Source organism: Salinirubellus litoreus (genome assembly GCF_037335815.1).
Taxonomy (GTDB): Archaea; Halobacteriota; Halobacteria; order Halobacteriales; family Haloarculaceae; genus Salinirubellus; species Salinirubellus litoreus.
This window is the reverse complement of the sequence record NZ_CP147841.1, coordinates 39,146-57,363: the sequence shown is the minus strand read 5'-3', so window position 1 is coordinate 57,363 and position 18,218 is coordinate 39,146. Positions and strand designations below refer to the sequence as shown.

The 18,218-nt window shown below is 67.8% G+C and carries 15 protein-coding genes, 1 tRNA gene and 3 pseudogenes; 6 read left to right on the top strand and 13 right to left on the bottom strand.

The features are described 5' to 3' along the window. Positions 1–41: 41 nt before the first annotated feature. The gene (locus WDJ58_RS00295) at positions 42–1,292 is read right to left on the bottom strand and encodes a twin-arginine translocation signal domain-containing protein (RefSeq protein WP_338915624.1); all 1,251 of its coding nucleotides are present in this window, start codon (positions 1,290–1,292) and stop codon (positions 42–44) included. A gap of 255 nt (positions 1,293–1,547) precedes the next feature. Here WDJ58_RS00295 and WDJ58_RS00290 point away from each other — a divergent pair, with 255 nt between their 5' ends. Both WDJ58_RS00290 and WDJ58_RS00285 read left to right on the top strand, forming a co-directional pair. Beyond that, complete coding sequence (locus WDJ58_RS00290) at positions 1,548–2,141, top strand: DUF192 domain-containing protein (RefSeq protein WP_338915623.1); 594 nt, start codon at positions 1,548–1,550, stop codon at positions 2,139–2,141. Positions 2,142–2,248: 107 nt separating this feature from the next. Further along, positions 2,249–4,184, top strand: a pseudogene (locus WDJ58_RS00285) (ABC transporter ATP-binding protein). A gap of 110 nt (positions 4,185–4,294) precedes the next feature. On the opposite strand, the gene WDJ58_RS00280 reads toward WDJ58_RS00285, so the two are convergent. Then, positions 4,295–4,696 carry a gamma-glutamylcyclotransferase family protein gene (locus tag WDJ58_RS00280; RefSeq protein WP_338915605.1) on the bottom strand — a complete coding sequence of 134 codons (402 nt, stop codon included), beginning with the start codon at positions 4,694–4,696 and terminating at the stop codon, positions 4,295–4,297. Between the two features lie 80 nt (positions 4,697–4,776). Continuing rightward, a complete protein-coding gene (gene citZ, locus WDJ58_RS00275) occupies positions 4,777–5,937 on the bottom strand; it encodes a citrate synthase (RefSeq protein ID WP_338915604.1) in 1,161 nt (386 codons plus the stop codon). Positions 5,938–6,089: 152 nt separating this feature from the next. Here citZ and WDJ58_RS00270 point away from each other — a divergent pair, with 152 nt between their 5' ends. Next, a complete protein-coding gene (locus WDJ58_RS00270) occupies positions 6,090–7,304 on the top strand; it encodes a potassium channel family protein (protein ID WP_338915622.1) in 1,215 nt (404 codons plus the stop codon). 6 nt (positions 7,305–7,310) lie between these two features. On the opposite strand, the gene WDJ58_RS00265 is transcribed toward WDJ58_RS00270, so the two are convergent. Continuing rightward, positions 7,311–7,631, bottom strand: coding sequence for a DUF7536 family protein (locus tag WDJ58_RS00265; protein ID WP_338915603.1), 321 nt, complete (start codon positions 7,629–7,631; stop codon positions 7,311–7,313). Positions 7,632–7,750: 119 nt separating this feature from the next. On the opposite strand from WDJ58_RS00265, the pseudogene WDJ58_RS00260 reads away from it, so the two are divergent. After that, positions 7,751–8,709 (top strand): annotated as a pseudogene (locus WDJ58_RS00260) (succinylglutamate desuccinylase/aspartoacylase family protein). Positions 8,710–9,847: 1,138 nt separating this feature from the next. Here the strand turns inward: WDJ58_RS00260 and WDJ58_RS00255 are convergent. Beyond that, positions 9,848–11,215, bottom strand: a complete 1,368-nt coding sequence (locus WDJ58_RS00255) for a TIGR00341 family protein (RefSeq protein ID WP_338915601.1) — start codon at positions 11,213–11,215, stop codon at positions 9,848–9,850. 143 nt (positions 11,216–11,358) lie between these two features. On the opposite strand from WDJ58_RS00255, the gene WDJ58_RS00250 reads away from it, so the two are divergent. After that, entirely contained in the window at positions 11,359–12,429 is a 1,071-nt protein-coding gene (locus WDJ58_RS00250; protein WP_338915600.1) for a pyridoxal-phosphate dependent enzyme, read from the top strand. Position 12,430: 1 nt separating this feature from the next. Here WDJ58_RS00250 and WDJ58_RS00245 read toward each other — a convergent pair whose 3' ends face one another. The 8 genes and pseudogenes from WDJ58_RS00245 to WDJ58_RS00210 form a co-directional block, all read right to left on the bottom strand. Continuing rightward, positions 12,431–12,973 (bottom strand): CDP-2,3-bis-(O-geranylgeranyl)-sn-glycerol synthase, encoded by a 543-nt coding sequence (locus WDJ58_RS00245; protein WP_338915599.1) that lies wholly within the window; start codon positions 12,971–12,973, stop codon positions 12,431–12,433. A gap of 89 nt (positions 12,974–13,062) precedes the next feature. Next, complete coding sequence (locus tag WDJ58_RS00240; RefSeq protein ID WP_338915598.1) at positions 13,063–13,338, bottom strand: YgaP family membrane protein; 276 nt, start codon at positions 13,336–13,338, stop codon at positions 13,063–13,065. Positions 13,339–13,607: 269 nt separating this feature from the next. After that, positions 13,608–15,289: pseudogene (gene thsB / locus WDJ58_RS00235) on the bottom strand (thermosome subunit beta). Positions 15,290–15,468: 179 nt separating this feature from the next. After that, a complete protein-coding gene (locus WDJ58_RS00230; protein WP_338915597.1) occupies positions 15,469–15,870 on the bottom strand; it encodes a DUF7383 domain-containing protein in 402 nt (133 codons plus the stop codon). A 369-nt stretch (positions 15,871–16,239) separates the two neighbouring features. Beyond that, positions 16,240–16,320 (bottom strand) — tRNA-Ser (locus tag WDJ58_RS00225). 27 nt (positions 16,321–16,347) lie between these two features. Next, positions 16,348–16,554 (bottom strand): hypothetical protein, encoded by a 207-nt coding sequence (locus tag WDJ58_RS00220; protein WP_338915621.1) that lies wholly within the window; start codon positions 16,552–16,554, stop codon positions 16,348–16,350. 78 nt (positions 16,555–16,632) lie between these two features. Beyond that, positions 16,633–17,013 carry a Rid family detoxifying hydrolase gene (locus WDJ58_RS00215; RefSeq protein WP_338915596.1) on the bottom strand — a complete coding sequence of 127 codons (381 nt, stop codon included), beginning with the start codon at positions 17,011–17,013 and terminating at the stop codon, positions 16,633–16,635. Between the two features lie 54 nt (positions 17,014–17,067). Continuing rightward, entirely contained in the window at positions 17,068–17,478 is a 411-nt protein-coding gene (locus tag WDJ58_RS00210; protein ID WP_380659948.1) for a Rid family detoxifying hydrolase, read from the bottom strand. A 107-nt stretch (positions 17,479–17,585) separates the two neighbouring features. On the opposite strand from WDJ58_RS00210, the gene serB reads away from it, so the two are divergent. Further along, a complete protein-coding gene (gene serB, locus WDJ58_RS00205; RefSeq protein ID WP_338915594.1) occupies positions 17,586–18,218 on the top strand; it encodes a phosphoserine phosphatase SerB in 633 nt (210 codons plus the stop codon).

The window sequence follows — 18,218 nt, the reverse complement described above, 5'->3', positions numbered from 1 at the left end:
GGAATCGGGCGGGGAAGGGCCGGACGAGACGGGCTCAGTCTTCACCAGCCAGGCGTCGAAATCCCCGCCCCCGCCGATCGCGTCTGCCCGACCACGGCGTACCCGGAGTCGCTCGTCTCGACGACTCTCTTGAACGTGTCGTCGTTGACCCCCCCGAACGTCGCCGTCAGCTGTTCGGTTCCGTCCGCGTCGACTTTGACCAGGTATCCGTCCCGGCTCCCGGCACCGAACGACCTCGTCTCTCCCACCAGTACGAACCCACCGTCGGCGGTGGTGGTGAGACCCAGCGCACGATCGTCACCCGTGCCCCCGTACGTCCGCTCCCACAGGACGTTCCCGTCGAAGTCCGTCTTGACGAGGTAGACGTCCTCACCGCCGGCCGTCTCGTGAGTGGTCCACCCCGCGAGGAGGTATCCGTCGGACGCCGCGGCGAGCGCCGTAATCCGTTGAATGCCCGATCGTCTGAACCGTTTCCGCCACTGTTCGTTTCCGTCCGCGTCCGTCCGAACGAGGTACTGGTCGTTCGCCCGGCCGCCGAGGAGGAACCCGCCGTCGGCCGTCTGGAGGAGGGCCTCCGCGCTCTCGTACCCGCTAGAACCGTAGCTCCTCGCCCATTCCTGATCGCCGTTGCCGTCGGTCTTGACGAGGTAGAAATCGATCCCCTTCCCGGACGGCGCGGCCTCCCCAGCGATGGCGAACCCGCCGTCTGCGGTCGGGATCGCGGCGCGCGCGTTCGCATAGTAGCCGGGGACTCCGTACGTCCGCTCCCACAGGACGTTCCCGTCGAAGTCCGTCTTCAGGAGCCAGTACCGATACGTGACCAGACTCGTGCCGTTGGCCTGCCCACCGAAGATGTAGCCGTCGTCGAGTTCGACGACCGTCCGGAGGATGCTCGGGTTCCGGTCGGTGTCCACCCACTCCCACTCGATCGCCCCCTCGTCGTCAGTCTTGACCACGAGCCCCCGGCGGTCGCCCCTCGGGGACCTGGTGATTCCGGTGAGTACGTAGCCGCCATCGCTCGCCTGGACGACGTCGGAGAACCGATCCTCGCCTCCCCCACCGTACGTCACCTCGAACTCGGTTCCCAACGCCGGGGTGTCCAGTGCCGCCGCCAGGGACGGTATCGACGACTCCGGGGTGGCACCGACCGGCGACGCCAGCGACGGTCCGAACACCGCGCCCGCACCCAGGAGTCCGACCCCCTTCAGGAACGTCCGCCTCGGGCGTCCGCACCCGGTGCCGTCGTGTCCTGTTCGATCTCTACTCTCCTCTCCGTGGTTCGTGATAGTCACTTCCGATCACCTCTAATAGGCTCGGTACGGGCAGATATATACATACTAGCACGTTCCCAGGCTACGAGAATGATTCGGAGAAAACGGGCTAATTCACAATACTAATGCGGCCGCTCGATCGACTCCAGATCACTCCCCCTCGCCTCCGACGGGGTGGGAAACGGACGAATTCACGCTCGTCCGCACAGGCCTGAGAGGGTCGATCTTGCCGGACGCTGGCGGAACGCTTAGGCGCGTCGCCCTCCCACATCGGGTGTGAACCGCAGCGGCCTCGTCCTCACGGCACTCCTGATCCTGCTGGCCGGCGGTGCCATCGTCGTCAGCGGCGCGTACCTGCCGTTCGTCGGGGGGCCGGGCTACCAGCCGACAGCCACGGACGCGCCCGCGACCGGGACGGCGGAGGGGACGGGTACGAGTGCGGGTGCGACCCCCTCGCCGACGGAGGGACGCTACGACCACGCGACGGTGACCGTCCTCGACGGGAACGGGACCGAACTCGGCACGGTACGGGTGGCCGTCGCCGACACGCCGGAGAAGCGCTACACCGGGCTCTCGAAGACCGAGTCGCTCCCCGCCGATCGGGGGATGCTGTTCACCTACGACTCCGAGCGGGAGCTCACGTACGTCATGCGGGACATGTCGTTCGGTATCGACATCGTCTACGTCGGCGCGAACGGGACGATCAAATCGATCCACCATGCGCCCGAGCCGCCCGAGGGCGAGGACGGTGAGGACTACCGCTACCCTGGCGAGGGCCAGTACGTCCTGGAGGTGAACTACGAGTGGACGACCCGCCACGGGGTCGAGCCCGGGGACAGGGTCGTCATCGAGGATCTGGGCGAAGAGTGAGTCACCGTCGGAGCGAGTGTCATCGTGGCGCTCGCGTCGTGTCGGCGTGTGAACTTGTATCGAGTTAAGCGAACCCTTTTGCGCGGCGAACCCCGATACTAGAGTAGATGGATGTAGCGACGGCCGACGAGGACGACCCGTTCGAGGAACAACGGGAGAACGCGGAGGACCCGATGCGGCGGCTGTTCGTCGAGTACGGCGGGGAGAACAGGCGCGCGTTCGCCGTCGGGCTGCTGTCGAGCGTGGTCGCCCGGGTGCTCGACCTGATGCCGCCGGTGCTGCTCGCGCTGGCGGTCGACTCGATCTTCTACGACGAGCGACCGTTTAGCATCCCGCTGGTCCCCGAGGCGTGGCTCCCGGCGACGAGGACCGGCCAGCTCTACCTCTCGGCGGGGCTCATCGCGTTCGCGTTCTTCGGCGGGGCGGCCTTCCACTGGACCCGCAACTGGGGGTGGAACTCCTTCGCCCAGCACATCCAGCACGCGATCCGGACCGACACGTACGACAAGATGCAGCGGCTGAACATGGACTTCTTCGCCGACAAGCAGACCGGCGAGATGATGTCCATCCTCTCGAACGACGTCAACAGGCTGAGCGGTTCCTGAACGACGGGATGAACTCCGCGTTCCGGCTGGGTGTGATGGTGGTCGGCATCGCCGCCATCCTGCTCTACTGGAACTGGCAGCTCGCGATCGTCACGCTCGGGGTCGTCCCGCTCATCGCGTACTTCACCTACCGGTTCATCAAGACGATCCAGCCCAAGTACGCCGAGGTCCGCTCGTCGGTCGGGCAGGTCAACTCCCGACTGGAGAACAACCTCGGTGGCGTGCAGGTGATCAAGACCTCGAACACGGAGGACTTCGAGTCCGAGCGCGTCGAGGACGTCTCGCAGGGCTACTTCGACGCCAACTGGGACGCCATCGGCACCCGGATCAAGTTCTTCCCCGCCCTGCGGGTGATGGCCGGCATCGGGTTCGTGCTCACGTTCGTCCTCGGGGGAGCCTGGGTGCTGACCTACCAGGCGACCGGGAGCGCCCCGCTGTTCTTCAGCGGCGAACTCACCCCGGCCAGTTCGTCGGGTTCATCCTCTTCACCCAGCGGTTCATCTGGCCCATGGCCCAATTTGGTCAGATAATCAACATGTATCAGCGGGCGTACGCCTCCTCGGCGCGGCTGTTCGGGCTGATGGACGAGCCGTCCCGCATCGCGGAGGACCCCGACGCCGACGAACTCGTCGTGAGCGACGGTCGTGTCGTCTACGACGACGTGACGTTCGGCTACGACGAGGACGAGCCCATCGTCGAGGACGTCTCCTTCGAGGTCGACGGCGGCGAGACGCTGGCGCTCGTCGGGCCGACCGGGGCGGGCAAGTCCACGGTCCTCAAACTCCTCCTCCGGATGTACGACGTCGACGAGGGGCGCATCGCCATCGACGACCAGGACCTCCGGGACGTGACGATCCCGAGCCTCCGCGAGCGAGTCGGCTACGTCTCCCAGGACACGTTCCTGTTCTACGGCACCGTCGCGGAGAACATCACCTACGGGACGTTCGACGCCACCCGCGAGGAGATCGTCGAGGCCGCGAAGATGGCAGAGGCCCACGACTTCATCTCGAACCTCCCCGAGGGCTACGACACGGAGGTCGGCGAGCGCGGGGTGAAACTCTCGGGCGGTCAGCGCCAGCGCATCTCCATCGCCCGGGCCATCCTCAAGGACCCCGAGATCCTCGTCCTCGACGAGGCGACCAGCGACGTGGACACGGAGACGGAGATGCTCATCCAGCGCTCGCTCGACGAACTCACCGAGGACCGGACGACGTTCGCCATCGCCCACCGGCTCTCGACCATCAAGGACGCCGACACCATCGTCGTCCTCGAAGGTGGCCGCATCGTCGAGCGGGGTTCCCACGAGGACCTCCTGGACGAGGACGGCCTCTACGCCCATCTCTGGGGCGTCCAGGCGGGCGAGATCGACGAACTCCCCGACGAGTTCGTCGAGCGGGCCGCCAGGCGACAGGCACGGATCGAGGCGACCGACGACTGATACGGTCGTGCGTAGTCTTTTACCGGTGATCACCGAACCCGCCTGGACGATCACCGGTAAATCGTTACGCACGACCGTATGAAGTCCCCGGAGTCCGATCGAACCAGCCGTCAGTCGTGCCGTTCGATCGCTACCCGGTTCTCACGGACGTAGTGTTCGACCCGCTTTACGAACGACCCCTCGCCGGACCACTCGACCGGTTCGGCGGTGTCGAGTCGCTTCGGATCGCCGACGTACACCGCCGCGCACCCCTCTCCGTCCCCGTTAACCGGCACCGATACTCGGACGTAGAGTCCGGTCGCTACCCTCTCGTACCGGTCGAGCGCCTCGATCCGCTCAGTGCGGAGGAGTCGGCCGTCGACGTGCCCGCCGGGTGCGAGCGTCGGGTAGCGGCCGTCGACGCGTCGGAGGCCGTAGAGGCGCGTCGAGCCACGGTCCCTGAACCTGTCGGCTCCGAGCACTGCGGCGGCTCGATCGAGATCCGTGAGCGTCCCGTAGACGAACACGTCCATGGGTCGTAACGGAGTTCGTAGCGAGGTCGTAACAGGGTTCGTAGCGGGGTCGTGGGAACCGGCGGAGGACCGGAGCCGACCTACCGCTCGTCGACGGGGACGAACTCCCGGTCCTTCTCGCCGACGTAGCGGGCGCGCGGCCGGATGAGGCGGTTCTCGGCCTGGTACTCGAGGACGTGGCCGATCCATCCGCCGGCACGGCTCATCGCGAAGATGGGCGTGTACATGTCGATCGGGATGCCGAGCTGGTAGTAGACGGTCCCGGAGTAGAAGTCGACGTTGGGTGCGATGCCGCGCTTCGTGAGCCCCTTCTCCTCGTCGAAGTAGCGCTCGATCTCGGCGGCCATGTCGTACCACTTCCGCTCGCCGGTCTCCTCGGCGAGCTCCTTCGACTTCGCGCCCAGTATCTTCGCCCGCGGGTCCTTCACGTTGTATACGCGGTGTCCCATCCCGGGGACGCGCCAGTCCTCGCGCTCGTCCTGGAGGCGGGCCACGTACTCGACGGGGTCCTCACCGGCCTCGGCGATCTCGAAGAACAGCTCCATCACGTCCTGGTTGGCCCCGCCGTGGAGCGGTCCGGAGAGTGCTCCCACGCCGGCGACGACCGAGGAGTAGAGGTCCGCGAGCGTCGAGGAGACGACCATCGCGGTGAACGTCGAGGCGTTCAGGCCGTGGTCGGCGTGGAGGGTCAGCGCCATGTCGAACGTCTCCGCGGCCACGTCGTCGGGCTCCTCGCCGGTCAGCATGTAGAGGAAGTTCGCGGCGAGCCCGAGCTCCTCGTCGGGTTCGACGACCTCCTCGTCGCGGCGGAGCCGGTCGAACGCCGCGAGCGCGGTCGGTATCTTCGCGGTGATGCGGCGGCCCTTCCGGGCGGCGGCGTCGAGGTCGGTCGGCTCGGAGTCGGCCTCCGGGTCCTCCGCGGAGAGATACGAGACGAGCGTCCGGAGCGCCCCCATCGGGGTCTCCCCGGCGTCGGCGAGGCGGCGCGCCACCTCGATGACCTCCTGGTCGACCGACTGCTCGTCGGTCATCGACTCGGTGAACGAGTCGAGCTCCTCCCGCGTCGGGAGCTCGCCGTGCCAGAGCAGGTAGACGACCTCCTCGTAGCTGGCCCCCCGAGCCAGGTCCTCGATGTCGTACCCCCGATAGACCAGCCGTCCCTCGTCCCCGTCGATATACGAGAGCTCGGATTCGGCCACCAGCACGCCCTCGAGACCCTTCCTTAGTTCCTCGTCGGCCATGCCGGAGGCTACCTATGCTTGTGGCAAAAGGGTTGTCGTTGCGACCACATGCCCACGGCACTCCTTCGCCCTGACGGGGGGAGGTGGGCGTCGAACGGCGTCCCCGACCGGCACCGGGAACGCTTTTGCCCGACCGCGCGGAACCGACGGGCATGGCCGTCGACGACGTCGAGTACGAGCCCGTCTCGGTGAAGGCGGTGCTGGCGGAGATGAAGGACACCGCCGAACTCCTCATCGACCTCTCGTACTCGGCGGTGCTGCTCGGTAGCGACGCGGTGGCGGGGGAGGTGCTCGAACTCGAAGAGCGGATGGACGTCCTCCAGATGCAGGCCCGGATGAGCCTGCTCATGGCCGCCCGCAACCCCGAGGACGCGGAGGCACTCGCGCCCGTCCTCGGGGTTGTGGGCGCGGCCGAGAAGATCAGCGACGCCGCCGGCGACATCGCCAAGGTCGTCCTCGAGGACGTGGGCCTCCCCGAGGCGATGCGGAACGCCCTCCCGGAGGCCGTCGAGACGCTCGTCAGAGTGGATGTGACGCCCGACTCGCCGCTCGTCGGGCGCTCGCTCGGCGAGGCGAACCTCGAGACGAGTACGGGAGTACGGGTCATCGCCGTCCGTCGAGGTGGCGACTGGCTCACCAACCCGGATCACGAGACGGTCCTCCGGGCGGGGGACGTCGCGCTCCTCAGGGGGCCCGAGGAGGGCGTCTCCGAGGTGTACGAGTCCCTCTCCGGGGACGCCTACGAGCCGCCGGAGGCGCCCGAGCCCACCGTCGAGGACCTCGAACGCGCCGTCGACAGCGTCGTACTGATGAAGAACATGTCCGAACTCGCGGTCGACCTCGCCTACGGCGCGGTCCTCTTCGATTCGGACGGGATCGCCGAGGAGGTGCTCGAACTCGAGGCGGAGGTCGACGCCCTCGAGGACCGCTTCGAGGCGTGGATACTCCGGGCCGCCGCCGGGATGGACGATCCGGTCCAGCTACGGGGACTGATGCACATCGCCGGCGCGACGGAGGTCATCAGCGACGCCGCCCTCGAGATCAGCGAGGGCGTCCTTCGGGGGCTCGGGACCCACCCCGTCATCGCCGAGGCCGTCCGCGAATCCGACGAGGTGATCGTCCGCCTCGAAGTGGCTCCCGGATCACGTCTCGACGGGGCCACGCTCGGCGAGGCGATGGTCAAGACGGAGACGGGGATGCGCGTCATCGCGGTCCGGCGCGGCCGGCAGGCCGGGGCCACCCGTCTCGGCGACTGGGTGGTCTCGCCCGGGTCGGGCACCGAACTCCACGCCGGCGACGTCTTCGTCGCCAAGGGGACGCGAGCCGGTGCCGAGCGGCTGTCGACGCTGGCCGGCGTCGGGGCGTAGCCGCCGTCAGTCCGGACGTCCGGTCTCCCCGTCCATCTCGCGGGCTCGCCTGACCGCCACCCCGACGGTGAGAGCGGCGGTCAGGAGGAGCCCGACGCCGACCGCGAGGACGAACGCCAGCGCCGCGTAGAGGTAGACCGGATACTGTGCGGCCGCGGCTCCCCGCACGACGAGCGTGAGGAGCGCCAGCGCGAGGACGGTCCCGAGGGCGAACCCCACCTTCGCGTTCCGCCGCACCCGCAGCGCCGCCAGGAAGGCGGCGGTCCCCGGTCGTCCCGGCTGGTCGTCGGTGGCATCGGTCCCCGGCCGGGGCCTCGCATCGCTCACACGTCGACGGAGGGGAGCCGGACGGATATACTGTCGGGCATCGGCCCCGCTCGCCTCTGCTGTGGAGCCATGTGCCGATACCGAACGGTCTAAGGATATCGCCCTACGCTGGAGTAGTAATGACCACCCTCGGCACGGCGAACGCATCCCCCGGCGAGGTGTCCGTGGGTCGCCTGCCGGTCGGCGAGGCCCGTGACGGCTCCGAGGTCGCCCTCCCGGTCTGCGTTATCAATGGCGCTCGGGACGGCAAGACCCTCTACGTCCAGGCGGTCTCCGACGGCGACGAACTCAACGGCCTCGGCGTCGTCCAGCGGTTCGTCCCCCGGGTCGATCCCGCCGAACTCTCCGGGACCGTCCTCGTCGTCGGCATCGTCAACCACTACGGGTTCCAGATCGCCGAACACCGCAACCCCATCGACGACACGAAGCTCAATCGAACGTATCCCGGCGACGCGAACGGCACCGCCAGCGAGCGCATCTCCCACGCCACCTTCGAGGCAGCGACCCGCGCCGACCTCGTCCTCGACCTCCACCAGGGTTCGACCTCGCGGATGATCAACGAGGCGCGGGTGCGGTGTGGCCCCCGACATCGGCTCCACCGCGACTGTCTCGACCTCGCCAAGGTGTTCGGCACCGGCTACATCCTCGACCAGAAGGGCCCCGACGGCCAGCTCGCGCGAGCGGCCCCCGACGAGGGTATTCCCACGATCGACCCCGAACTCGGCGGGAGCGTCGGCTGGGACGAGGAGTCGATCCGGATCGGCGTCCGCGGCGTGATGAACGTCCTCACCCACTACGGCTTCCTCGACGGCACCGTCGCGGCCGAGCCGCAGGTCCGGGCGACCGGCTTCGACCAGTACGGCTCGCCGGCCGGGGGGGCTCGTCACCCTGCTTCGTGACCTCGGCGAGGAGGTCTCGCGTGGCGACGACCTCTTCGAGGTGACCGACGCGTTCGGCAACGTCAAGTCGACGGTCACCGCCGACTCCTCGGGGGGTGTTCTGGCGCGCACGGCGGCTCCCGCAGGTCGCCGCCGGCGAGTACGTCTGTTCCGTCGGGACGGACGTAGACGACTACTAGAACCCACTTTTTACTCGTCGGGTTCGCTCGTGGTTCGAAAGGCGCTCTGCGCCTTTCGTCATCACGAGAGAGCTTCGCTCTCTCGAACGACTCCGCTCGCGAACCACTCTCTGCTCACGGGCGGCGAAGCCGCCCGTTCGCACGGCCAGCGGGACGGCGGAGCCGTCCCGCTCGGCTCGCAAAAACGTGGGGAAAAACTGCGCTCCTCGCGGCTTCGCCGCTCGGAGCGGGTGAACCGCGCCTCGCTTCGCTCGGCGCGGATGCCGACAGTATCAGATCGGTTGGCGCTGTCGAAATAGTCCGAAAGTGACCCGTTTCAGCGGCCGTGCTGAATACATCGCGTATCTTGCACTCGACCCTGTTAAGATCGACTCCATCTCCGGTTTGAGACCTCCATCCTCCGTTTGATCGGCCTCTCCCTCTGTTCCGATCGAGGAGTTGCTAGTCTCTCTATTTAGTACCAACTACGCACTGAGGTGAAGCATATCCTTATCACCAGTCGGAAAATAGATGGGAGAATGGTTTCCTCCGATACGGCCTCTGAGCGCCAGTCATCTCACAAGGCGACACTCTACTGTACCAGTTGTAATCACGCAAGTCGAATCAATGGAGACTGGATCATCGAAGTGCACACCGACCATCTTGACTACGAGTGTCCCGAGTGTGGGGCGACGATCAATTCTCGTCGTGATGGGCCAGCTTTGACCACCCAGAGCAGAGGGGTGCTTCAACCCGGTAGCGCCGATTGAGATCTACGCGATGGTTCCGGTGCTGCCCGCTGATTCATCATCGTCTGTCTAGTCGGATTTCTTCGAACAAACAGTGCTGTCGTGCTGCATATACACCCTCTATTCAGCAGGCGGTTCGTATCCGCTGATAAGGCTTAAACGAGGTCTGTCGGTCCCGTGTTCTGTGGATCCTTCTCTGGAGAGCATTAGACTCCAGAGTGGGGGATCAGAGAAACGCAGTCGAACTCGCCGCGACCGCCAGAACGCGAGTGCCCTTTCGACGAGGTCATCGCGGTCGTGCCCCGGGTCGACAGATGCACTTCCGGAGTCTGTCCGGTCCTGAGCCGCGTCGTACCCGACGCGGCTCACTCGGGGTCGGCTCTCCTCGCCCGACCAGTAGTGGATGCGGATCACGCCGGAGACCGGCCCACCGGGAGTGACTCGCCGAGCGATCGGGAGCGCGTCGAGTACCCATGCGTACGAGTCAGCCGCTCGTCGGACCGGTGGTAGTCGACGTAGGTTATCTCGACGGTCACCTCCCGGCCGGTCCGCTCCGAGATGCGCCGGTCGAGCACGTTCGGGAGGTCGGGGTATGACCGGTCTGCGGTCCGGGCGACCTGGAGCGTGACCATGACCGGCCCGTCCTCGAGCGGCCCCGGGGCCGTGTACTCCACGGTGGTCCCTTCGACCGCGAGTCCGGGGTAGTCCTCGCCGGCCAGCGTCTCGGCGACGACCCCGTTGACGGTGTGTTCGAACGAGCTCTGGAAGGCGAACCCGACGCCGACACCGACGACGACGAGTCCCACGACCAGGACGGTCGTGCCGACCGTCACCATCTCCTCGCGCGTACCGACGTCGAAGACGCTGGTGTCGATGTCGTCGGGTCGGTAACCGAGGTACCAGAGCGTCGCGAACCCGCTGACGTTGACGAGGACGACGTTGAGCGCCAGGAGGAGGAGCGCGCCCGCGCCCACGACGAACTCGCCCCACGCGATGCCGATACCCGCCGTAGCCGCGCTCGGGATGAGCGCGGCCGCGATCATGACCCCGACGATGCTCACGTCCCCCTTCGAGGCGAGGCCGAACGCGGCCGCCGCCCCGGAGGCGAGGGCGACCGCCGCGGCCAGGATGCTCGGGGCGATCCGACCGCCGATCGTCGCGACGTTTCGGATCCCGAACGACCCGGGAACGACTCCGAGGTAGCGGATGCTCGCGGCCAGCAGGATCGCTCCGACCACCGCCACCCCGAGCCCGAGCGCCTGGAGGAAGATGCTGGAGATAACCATCTCCCGGTCGTTCCGGACCCCGCCGACGCTCGCCGTCAGGATCGGGCTCACGAGGGGCGCGAGCACCATCGAGCCGACCACGATGGCTGGCGAGTTCAGCAGTAGCCCGGCGGTCGCCACCACGGTACTGAGGAACATCATCCAGAGGTACGAGCGGTTGTTCAGCTGGAGGCCCTTCGCCTTCGCGCGGAGCGTTCGCGGCGCGATGCTGTTCGGCGTGTTCGCCCACTTCTCCTGGAGTTCGTCCATCCCCTCGAATATCGCGAACTCCGTCTCCAGCGACACCGTGTACGTCCGCTCGTCCACCCCGGCGTCGTAGAGCTCGTTGAGAACGTGCTCGACCGCGTCCGCGGGGACCGCGATGTTGACGAGCGTGTGATCGGTCGTCTCCCCGGTGGCCGAGGCCTCCGTGAACCCGACGCCCTGTTCGCGGAGGACCTCCACGACCGTCTCCCGCTGAGCGTCGGGGACGGAGATCTGGATGAGTCGCACGTGACCGGTACCGTCCGGATCCGGAAAGTGGTTCCGTCGACCCTCTCCCCGCGCCCGAAACCGCCCCCCGTGCGCCGATCGGTCCCGGATCGCCCGCCGGCCCCATCGACACCTACACGACCCGTCCGTACACACCACGAACCATGCCAGCCGATCTCCGCTGTCCCGCCTGCGGGAACACCTATCCCGACCGCTGGCGGTGCGAGTGCGGCGAGCCCCTCGAATTCGCCGAGCGGCCGCTCCCCGACGGGCCCCCGCCCGAGGTGCCCGACGCTCGCCACGGTCTCTGGGCGTTCGAGCCGTTCCTGCCAGTCGACCCCCTCGTGACGCTCGGCGAGGGGTGGACGCCGCTCGTCGACGCGCCCGGGTGGGACTGCGGGTTCAAGCTCGACTACACGTTCCCGACGGGCTCGTTCAAGGACCGCGGCGCGGCGACGATGCTCTCGCGGGCGGCCGAACTGGGCGTCGATCGGGTGATCGAGGACTCCTCCGGCAACGCGGGCGCGGCCGTCGCCACCTACGCCGCCCGGGCGGGGATCGACGCGCGGATCTACGTGCCCGCCTCGGTGAAGGCCTCGAAGCTCCGGGCCATCGAGCGCACCGGTGCGGCGGTCGAACGGGTCGAGGGCGAACGGGAGGCCGTCACCGAGGCGTGTGTGGCCGCGGTGGAAGCGGGCGAGGGATGGTACGCCAGCCACGCGTGGAACCCCGCGTTCTTCGCCGGGACGGCGACGATGGCCTACGAGATCGCCGCACAGCGGGACTGGTCCGTCCCCGACGCCGTCGTCCTCCCGCTCGGCCACGGGACGATGTTCCTCGGGGCCTACCGGGGGTTCACCGCGCTCCGCGACGTGGGGTGGACCGAGCGCGTCCCGCGGCTGCTCGGCGCGCAGGCGGCTGGCTACGCCCCGATCGCCGAGGCGCTCCACGGTCCCTCGGACGAGGAGAACGATCTCGCCGACGGCATACAGATACGCGAGCCGGTCCGGATGGCGGAGATACGCGAGGCCATCCAGGCCACCGACGGCGACGCCATCGCGGTCGGACGGGAGACGACCGAGCGCGAACTCGATCACCTCCACGCCGCGGGGTTCTACACCGAGCCGACCTGTGGGGTCGCGCCCGCGGCGCTCCGCGAGTACCGTGATCGTGGCGACCTCGGCCCGGACGCGGATGTCGTCGTCGCCCTCTCGGGATCGGGGCTCAAGACCTGACTCAGTAGGGCTCGTCCTTCAGTCCGAGCAGATACGCGCCCGCGTTCGTCCCGACGTGGAGCAGCGGGGTCATCACGACCACGACCGCCAGGACGACCGGCGTGAACGTCTCGAGGAACCAGCCCGGCCGGACGAGCAGCGTGAGGACGAGCGCCCCGGCCACGAAGTCGAGCTGGTCGACGACGGGGAAGGCGGCCCCGCGCTCGCGGCCGGTTCGGCGCTTGGCGAACGACGCGGCGATGTCGCCGAGCATCGCCCCGGCCGAGAGCGAGAGGGCGACGAGCGGCGGAAACGTCGGGAGCGCGAGTCCCGAGGTGGTGACGACCGTCGGCTGGAGGATGTCGAGGGCGAGCGCGAGCAGCGCTCCCGCTCCCGTGCCGACGAACGTCCCTCGCCAGGTCTTCCCGTCGCCGAGGAGCCGCCTGCCGCCGAGGGTCCGCCCGCCGTCGATAGGCGGGCCGCCGCCGAACAGCACCGCCGCGTTGTTCGGGACGTACGCGGGGAGCATCGTCCAGAACGCGACGCCGACCGCCTCCAGTACCATGGGGAAGCGTCCACGTCCCCGGGCTTAGTTCCGCGGATTTCGGACCGGGAGAACGGTGCATCCGGACCGGATCGTGGTCGACGATCGGCTCAGGCAGCGCGCCCCGTCTCCGGGTCGATCGACTCGGTCTCCTCTCTCTCACGGTACGTGTTCAGCCCGAGTGCGGCGTTGAGCGGGCACTTCTGGATCGTCGCCGTCGTCACGAAGACGATACCGACGAGCAGGGCCACCGCCGCGAGGGCGAGCCCGACCGTTCCGGCGGCGAGCGTGAGCAGGCCACCGAACGCCGCGAACCCGACGACCACGAGGATCGGGCCGACCACGAACCGCGCTATCCGGTCGTATCCACCGACGTTCTTCTCCATGTCGAGTACACCATGGTTGTGTACTATCCGCACTATTATAAACTACTCTCTGCTTCCCGTCCGGTGAGAACGTGGGTCCGATCGGGTGTGTCCACCGGGTGGCCCCTATCGCACCGTGGGCGTTGAACGGGTCGGTATCGGAACTCACAGCGGCGCCCGTCGACCGCCGTGTGGGCTGTCGGGAGTGCGGGTCTTGCGCGAGTCGTCGCAGGAGAAAATCGGTCGAACGGCGGTTCGGCGGGCTGGTGTGTTGGGTGTGCCCGAGGCTCCTACATCATGCCGCCCATGCCACCGCCCATACCGCCCATGCCGCCACCCATGCCGCCGCCGGGTGCACCTCCTCCTCCTCGCCGCCGGAGGTCGAGAGGTCGCCCGCGGCGATGATGTCGTCGATCTTGAGGACGAGGTTCGCGGCCTCGGTAGCCGAGGAGAGGGCCTGTTCCTTGGCGTGGGCGGGTTCGACAACGCCGGCCTCGTAGGTGTCGACGACGTCGCCGGTGAAGACGTCGAGCCCGGCGCGCGGGTCGTCGTCGGCGTGGGCCGCGCGGAGGTCGACCAGCGTGTCGATGGCGTCGAGCCCGGAGTTCTCGGCGAGCACGCGCGGGACGAGTTCGAGCGCGTCGGCGAACGCCTCGACGGCCATCTGCTCGCGGCCGCTGACGGAGTCGGCGTAGTCGCGCACGCGGCGGGCGAGTTCGACCTCGACGGCTCCGCCGCCCGCGAGCACGCGCCCGTCGGCGACGGTCTGGGAGACGACGTCGAGCGCGTCACCGATGCCGCGCTTGAGCTCGTCGACGACGTGCTCGGTCGAGCCCCGCAGCAGGAGCGTGACGCCGTGCTGTTCGACGTCGTCGTCGGCGTTCTCGACGTAGAACAGCTCGTCGGCCTCGTCGCGCCGGATCGAGGCCGTCCCGAGATCCGTGGGCTGGGCGGCGTCGAGGTCGCTGACGATGCTCGCGCCGAGTACCTCCCGCAGGAATTTCATGTCGGACTTCTTCACGCGCCGCAGGGCGAGGATGCCCTCCTTGGCGAGGAAGTGCTGGGCGAGGTCGTCGATACCCTTCTGGCAGAAGACGACGTCCGCGCCGACGTCCTTGATCTGCTCGACCTTCTGGCGGAGCTGCTGCTCCTCGCTGTCGAGGAACTGCTGGAGCTGGTCGGGGCTGTCGACCTGGAGTTCGGCTTCGACGTCGGTCTCCTCGATCTCGATCGGCTCGTCGATGAGGAGCGCCTTCGCCTCCTCGAACGTGTCCGGCATGTCCGGGTGGACGGGGTCCTTGTCGATGACCGCACCGCGGAGGAGTTCACTCTCGCCGGACGAGCGGCCGGTCTGGGTCTCGATGTTCACGTAGTCGAGGTCGACCACGTTCGAGCCGTCGTCGGCCTCGACGGTCACGGCCCGGACGGCGTCGACGATGAGCTGACCGAGGAGCTCCTTGTTGAGCTCCGCGCCCTTGCCGGTCATGGAGGTCTCGGCGACCTTCCGGAGGACCTCCTCGTCGTCGGTGTCGACGTCGACGGCGATGTCGTCGATCTCCTCGCGGGCCTTCGCGGAGGCCAGGTGGAACCCCTTGATGATCGCCGTCGGGTGGATGTCCTGTTCGAGGAGGTCCTCGGCGTTCTTGAGGAGTTCGCCGGCGATCGCGACGGCGGTCGTGGTCCCGTCGCCCGCCTCGTCCTCCTGTGTCTCGGCGACCTCGACGATCATCTCGGCCGTCGGGTTGTCGATGTCCATCTCCTGGAGGATGGTGACGCCGTCGTTCGTGATGGTGACGTCGCCCATCGAGGAGACGAGCATCTTGTCCATCCCTTTCGGGCCGAGCGTCGTGCGTACGGACTCCGCGACCGCGCGAGCCGCGCTGATGTTGTGGCTCTGCGCGTCCTGATCCTTCATTCGCTGGGAGTCCTCGCCGAGAATGATCATCGGCTGACCCTGCATTCGCTGAGACATGTTCAGACGATTCGTTGTCCACGGTTCTATATAAAATTTCGTGTTTCGCGCTCACCGGGTCGATCGGTCGGCACGACGATAAACCGACAGGATCGCGGTACTACGACCCAGTACCCGGTGTCTATGCGACGTGTTCACGCATGATACGCTATCCGGGTCCGGGCCGTTTCGAGCGGGGTTTATACGCCACTCCCCGTCGGTTCCCTCCAGTTGACGACGACGTTCCCGACGACGAACGAGTCGTTCGAGTCCGTCTCGCGGACGAACTGGAGCGTGTTCTCCCCACCCTGGAGGGCGGCTCCGGTGATCGCGTCCATCCAGGACTGCCAGCCCTGCGATGGGGGGATGTCGAACCCCGAGAGCGACTGCCCGTTGAGCAGGACGTCGTGCCCGTACGTCCCCACGTCGTAGGCCTGCAGCTGGAGGTAGGCGTCGCTCGGATCGTCGGTCGACACCTCGAACGTCAGCTCCGTGGTCCGGTCCCCGACGAACTCCGCCCACTCGACGTCGAGCTGCGACTCCATCTCCCCGAGGTGCTCCATGAACGTCACCAGCGCGTAGTTGGCCCGGCGGTCGGTCATGCGCGGGATATCGATGGGTGGGTGTATAGACCCGGCGTTAGCGGTCTACGGCTCCGACCAGCCGGGGCCGCCGCTATCGCTCCGACCGTGCCGCTCGTTACGGAAGCATCGGGCCGGGGATCCGAACCAGAGGGCCGGGTTCGGATCCTGTCGTGGACGAGACACGCGCTCGCATCGACGGGGGGCGTACGGCTCACCTGATCGCTCGCCCGAGAACACGCCGGGACGGGGATTTGAATCGAAACCGGACGGTCGCCCTCACTCCGTTCGGACGCTGCGACCGGTACTCAAATCCTGTCGTGGTCGTGTCGCCGCTCACGAATGGTGAACACACGCCACGCGGTGCTCGCCGAAGTTCGCGTCAGAGCACGCCGGGACAGGGATTTGAACCCTGGATCCCAGAGGGAACACGCTTTCCAGGCGTGCGCCTTACCACTCGGCCATCCCGGCTCGGGCGAGGCTAGCCCGCTCCGCCGCTTAAGACTGTTCCTTTTCCCCGAGGGCCCGGTCTTCGACGACGTACGCGGCCACGCTCGCGACGACGCCGACCAGCAGCGCCACCCCGGCGGTCACGCCGAACGTGGCTCCCTCCCCGGTCACCAGCCGGAAGGCCTGCAGGCCGACGAGGAAGACGAGCGCGCCGATGAGACCCCACAGCAGGCTCGCCTTCGTTCGCGGCTTCATACGGTCGTGCGTAGTCCTCTACCGGCGATGACCGACCTCGGCCGGGTGATCGACGGTAAATCGTCACGCACGACCGTCTCACTCCACCAGGGCGATCGCCTCGATCTCCACGCCGATACCGAGCGGGAGCGCACCCACTTCGACCGCTGACCGGGCGGGCGGCTCGGTCTCGAAGTAGGTGGCGTAGGTCTCGTTCATCTCCTCGAAGTCCTCGATGTCGTCGAGGAACACCGTCGTTTTCATCACGTCGTCCATCGACGCCCCCGCCTCCTCGAGGATCGCGGCGACGTTGTCCAGCACCCGCTCGGTCTGCTCGGCGATCGAGGCGTCCTCCAGCACCTCCCCGTCGGGATCGAGCGGCCCCTGTCCGGCGGTGAACACCAGCTCGCCGTTCGTCGTTCCCTGGCTGTACGCGCCGATGGCCGCCGGTGCCGCGTTCGTGTTGACGATCTCCCTCATATCCCGATGGGACGACGCCGAGAGGATAAGTGCAGGGGGTGATCGCCCGTGCGTTCACTCCTCGACGACGGCGACCGCCTCGACCTCCACGCCGACGCCCTTCGGGAGCGCGCCGACCTCGATCGCCGACCGGGCGGGCGGCTCGGTCTCGAAGTAGGTGGCGTAGGTCTCGTTCATCTCCTCGAAGTCCTCGATGTCGTCGAGATAGACGGTCACCTTCAGCACGCTGTCCATCGACGCGCCGGCCTGCGCGAGGACCGCGGTGACGTTGTCGAGCGCCTGTTCGGTCTGCTCGGCGATCGGGGCGTCGTCGAGCATCTCCCCATCGGGGGTGAGAGGTATCTGTCCGGCGGTGAACACCAGCTCGCCGTTCGTCGTCGCTTGGCTGTACGCGCCGACCGCTTCCGGTGCCGCGTTCGTGCTGACGATCTCCTTCACGACCCGGGCTGGCTCCCCCGCGGGCATAAGTTCGGCGGGTTCGCCGGTCGGCCTCGGCCACGGGTCGGTCCTCGATCCCGGACGCCGACCGCTCGAACGGCACCATTCAAGCCCCGTGGCCGGGAACGCCCGTCATGCTCGTTGCGTTCGACTTCGACGGGACGCTCTCGGACTCGGAGATGATGGTGCTGCTCGGCGAGGAGCAGGGGGTCGCCGACGAGATCGCCGAGATCACCGAGCGGGCGATGAACGACGAGCTCTCCTACGCCGAGAGCCTCCGCGAGCGGGCCGACCTCCTCTTCCGGCTGGACGAGGGGGCCGCGGAGGAGGCGTTCGGGCGCGTCGAACTCCGTCCCGGCGCGGCCGACGTGATCGCGGCGCTCAGGGAGGCCGGCCACCACGTGGCCATCTTCACCGGCGGGTTCGACCGCGGCGTCGAGGCCGCCCTCTCCGCCACCGGCGTCCAGGTCGATACGATCGTCGCCAACCACCTCGTCTCCCGGAAGGGCCACCTCACCGGCCGGGTCGAGGGGCCGCTGGTGGAGGGGACGAAAGACACTGCTCTCGAAGACCTCGCCGAGGACCTGGGGGTCGACATGGCCGACACGGTCGCGGTCGGCGACGGCGCGAACGACCTCCCGATGCTGGAGGTGGCGGGCCTCGCCGTCGGCTACGAGCCCAAGCCCGCGGTCGAGCCCCACTGTGAGGTCGTCGTCGAATCGATGGCCGAACTCCGGGACCTCCTCGAGTCGCGCGGCCTGCTCTGA

Bases quoted from the DNA above. Each gene is read 5' to 3' on its own strand.
- WDJ58_RS00280 (WP_338915605.1), bottom strand. From the start codon at position 4,696: ATGGACGTGTTCGTCTACGGGACGCTCACGGATCTCGATCGAGCCGCC.
- citZ (WP_338915604.1), bottom strand. From the start codon at position 5,937: ATGGCCGACGAGGAACTAAGGAAGGGTCTCGAGGGCGTGCTGGTGGCC.
- WDJ58_RS00270 (WP_338915622.1), top strand. From the start codon at position 6,090: ATGGCCGTCGACGACGTCGAGTACGAGCCCGTCTCGGTGAAGGCGGTG.
- WDJ58_RS00250 (WP_338915600.1), top strand. From the start codon at position 11,359: ATGCCAGCCGATCTCCGCTGTCCCGCCTGCGGGAACACCTATCCCGAC.
- WDJ58_RS00245 (WP_338915599.1), bottom strand. From the start codon at position 12,973: ATGGTACTGGAGGCGGTCGGCGTCGCGTTCTGGACGATGCTCCCCGCG.
- WDJ58_RS00240 (WP_338915598.1), bottom strand. From the start codon at position 13,338: ATGGAGAAGAACGTCGGTGGATACGACCGGATAGCGCGGTTCGTGGTC.
- WDJ58_RS00230 (WP_338915597.1), bottom strand. From the start codon at position 15,870: ATGACCGACCGCCGGGCCAACTACGCGCTGGTGACGTTCATGGAGCAC.
- WDJ58_RS00220 (WP_338915621.1), bottom strand. From the start codon at position 16,554: ATGAAGCCGCGAACGAAGGCGAGCCTGCTGTGGGGTCTCATCGGCGCG.
- WDJ58_RS00215 (WP_338915596.1), bottom strand. From the start codon at position 17,013: ATGAGGGAGATCGTCAACACGAACGCGGCACCGGCGGCCATCGGCGCG.
- WDJ58_RS00210 (WP_380659948.1), bottom strand. From the start codon at position 17,478: ATGCCCGCGGGGGAGCCAGCCCGGGTCGTGAAGGAGATCGTCAGCACG.
- serB (WP_338915594.1), top strand. From the start codon at position 17,586: ATGCTCGTTGCGTTCGACTTCGACGGGACGCTCTCGGACTCGGAGATG.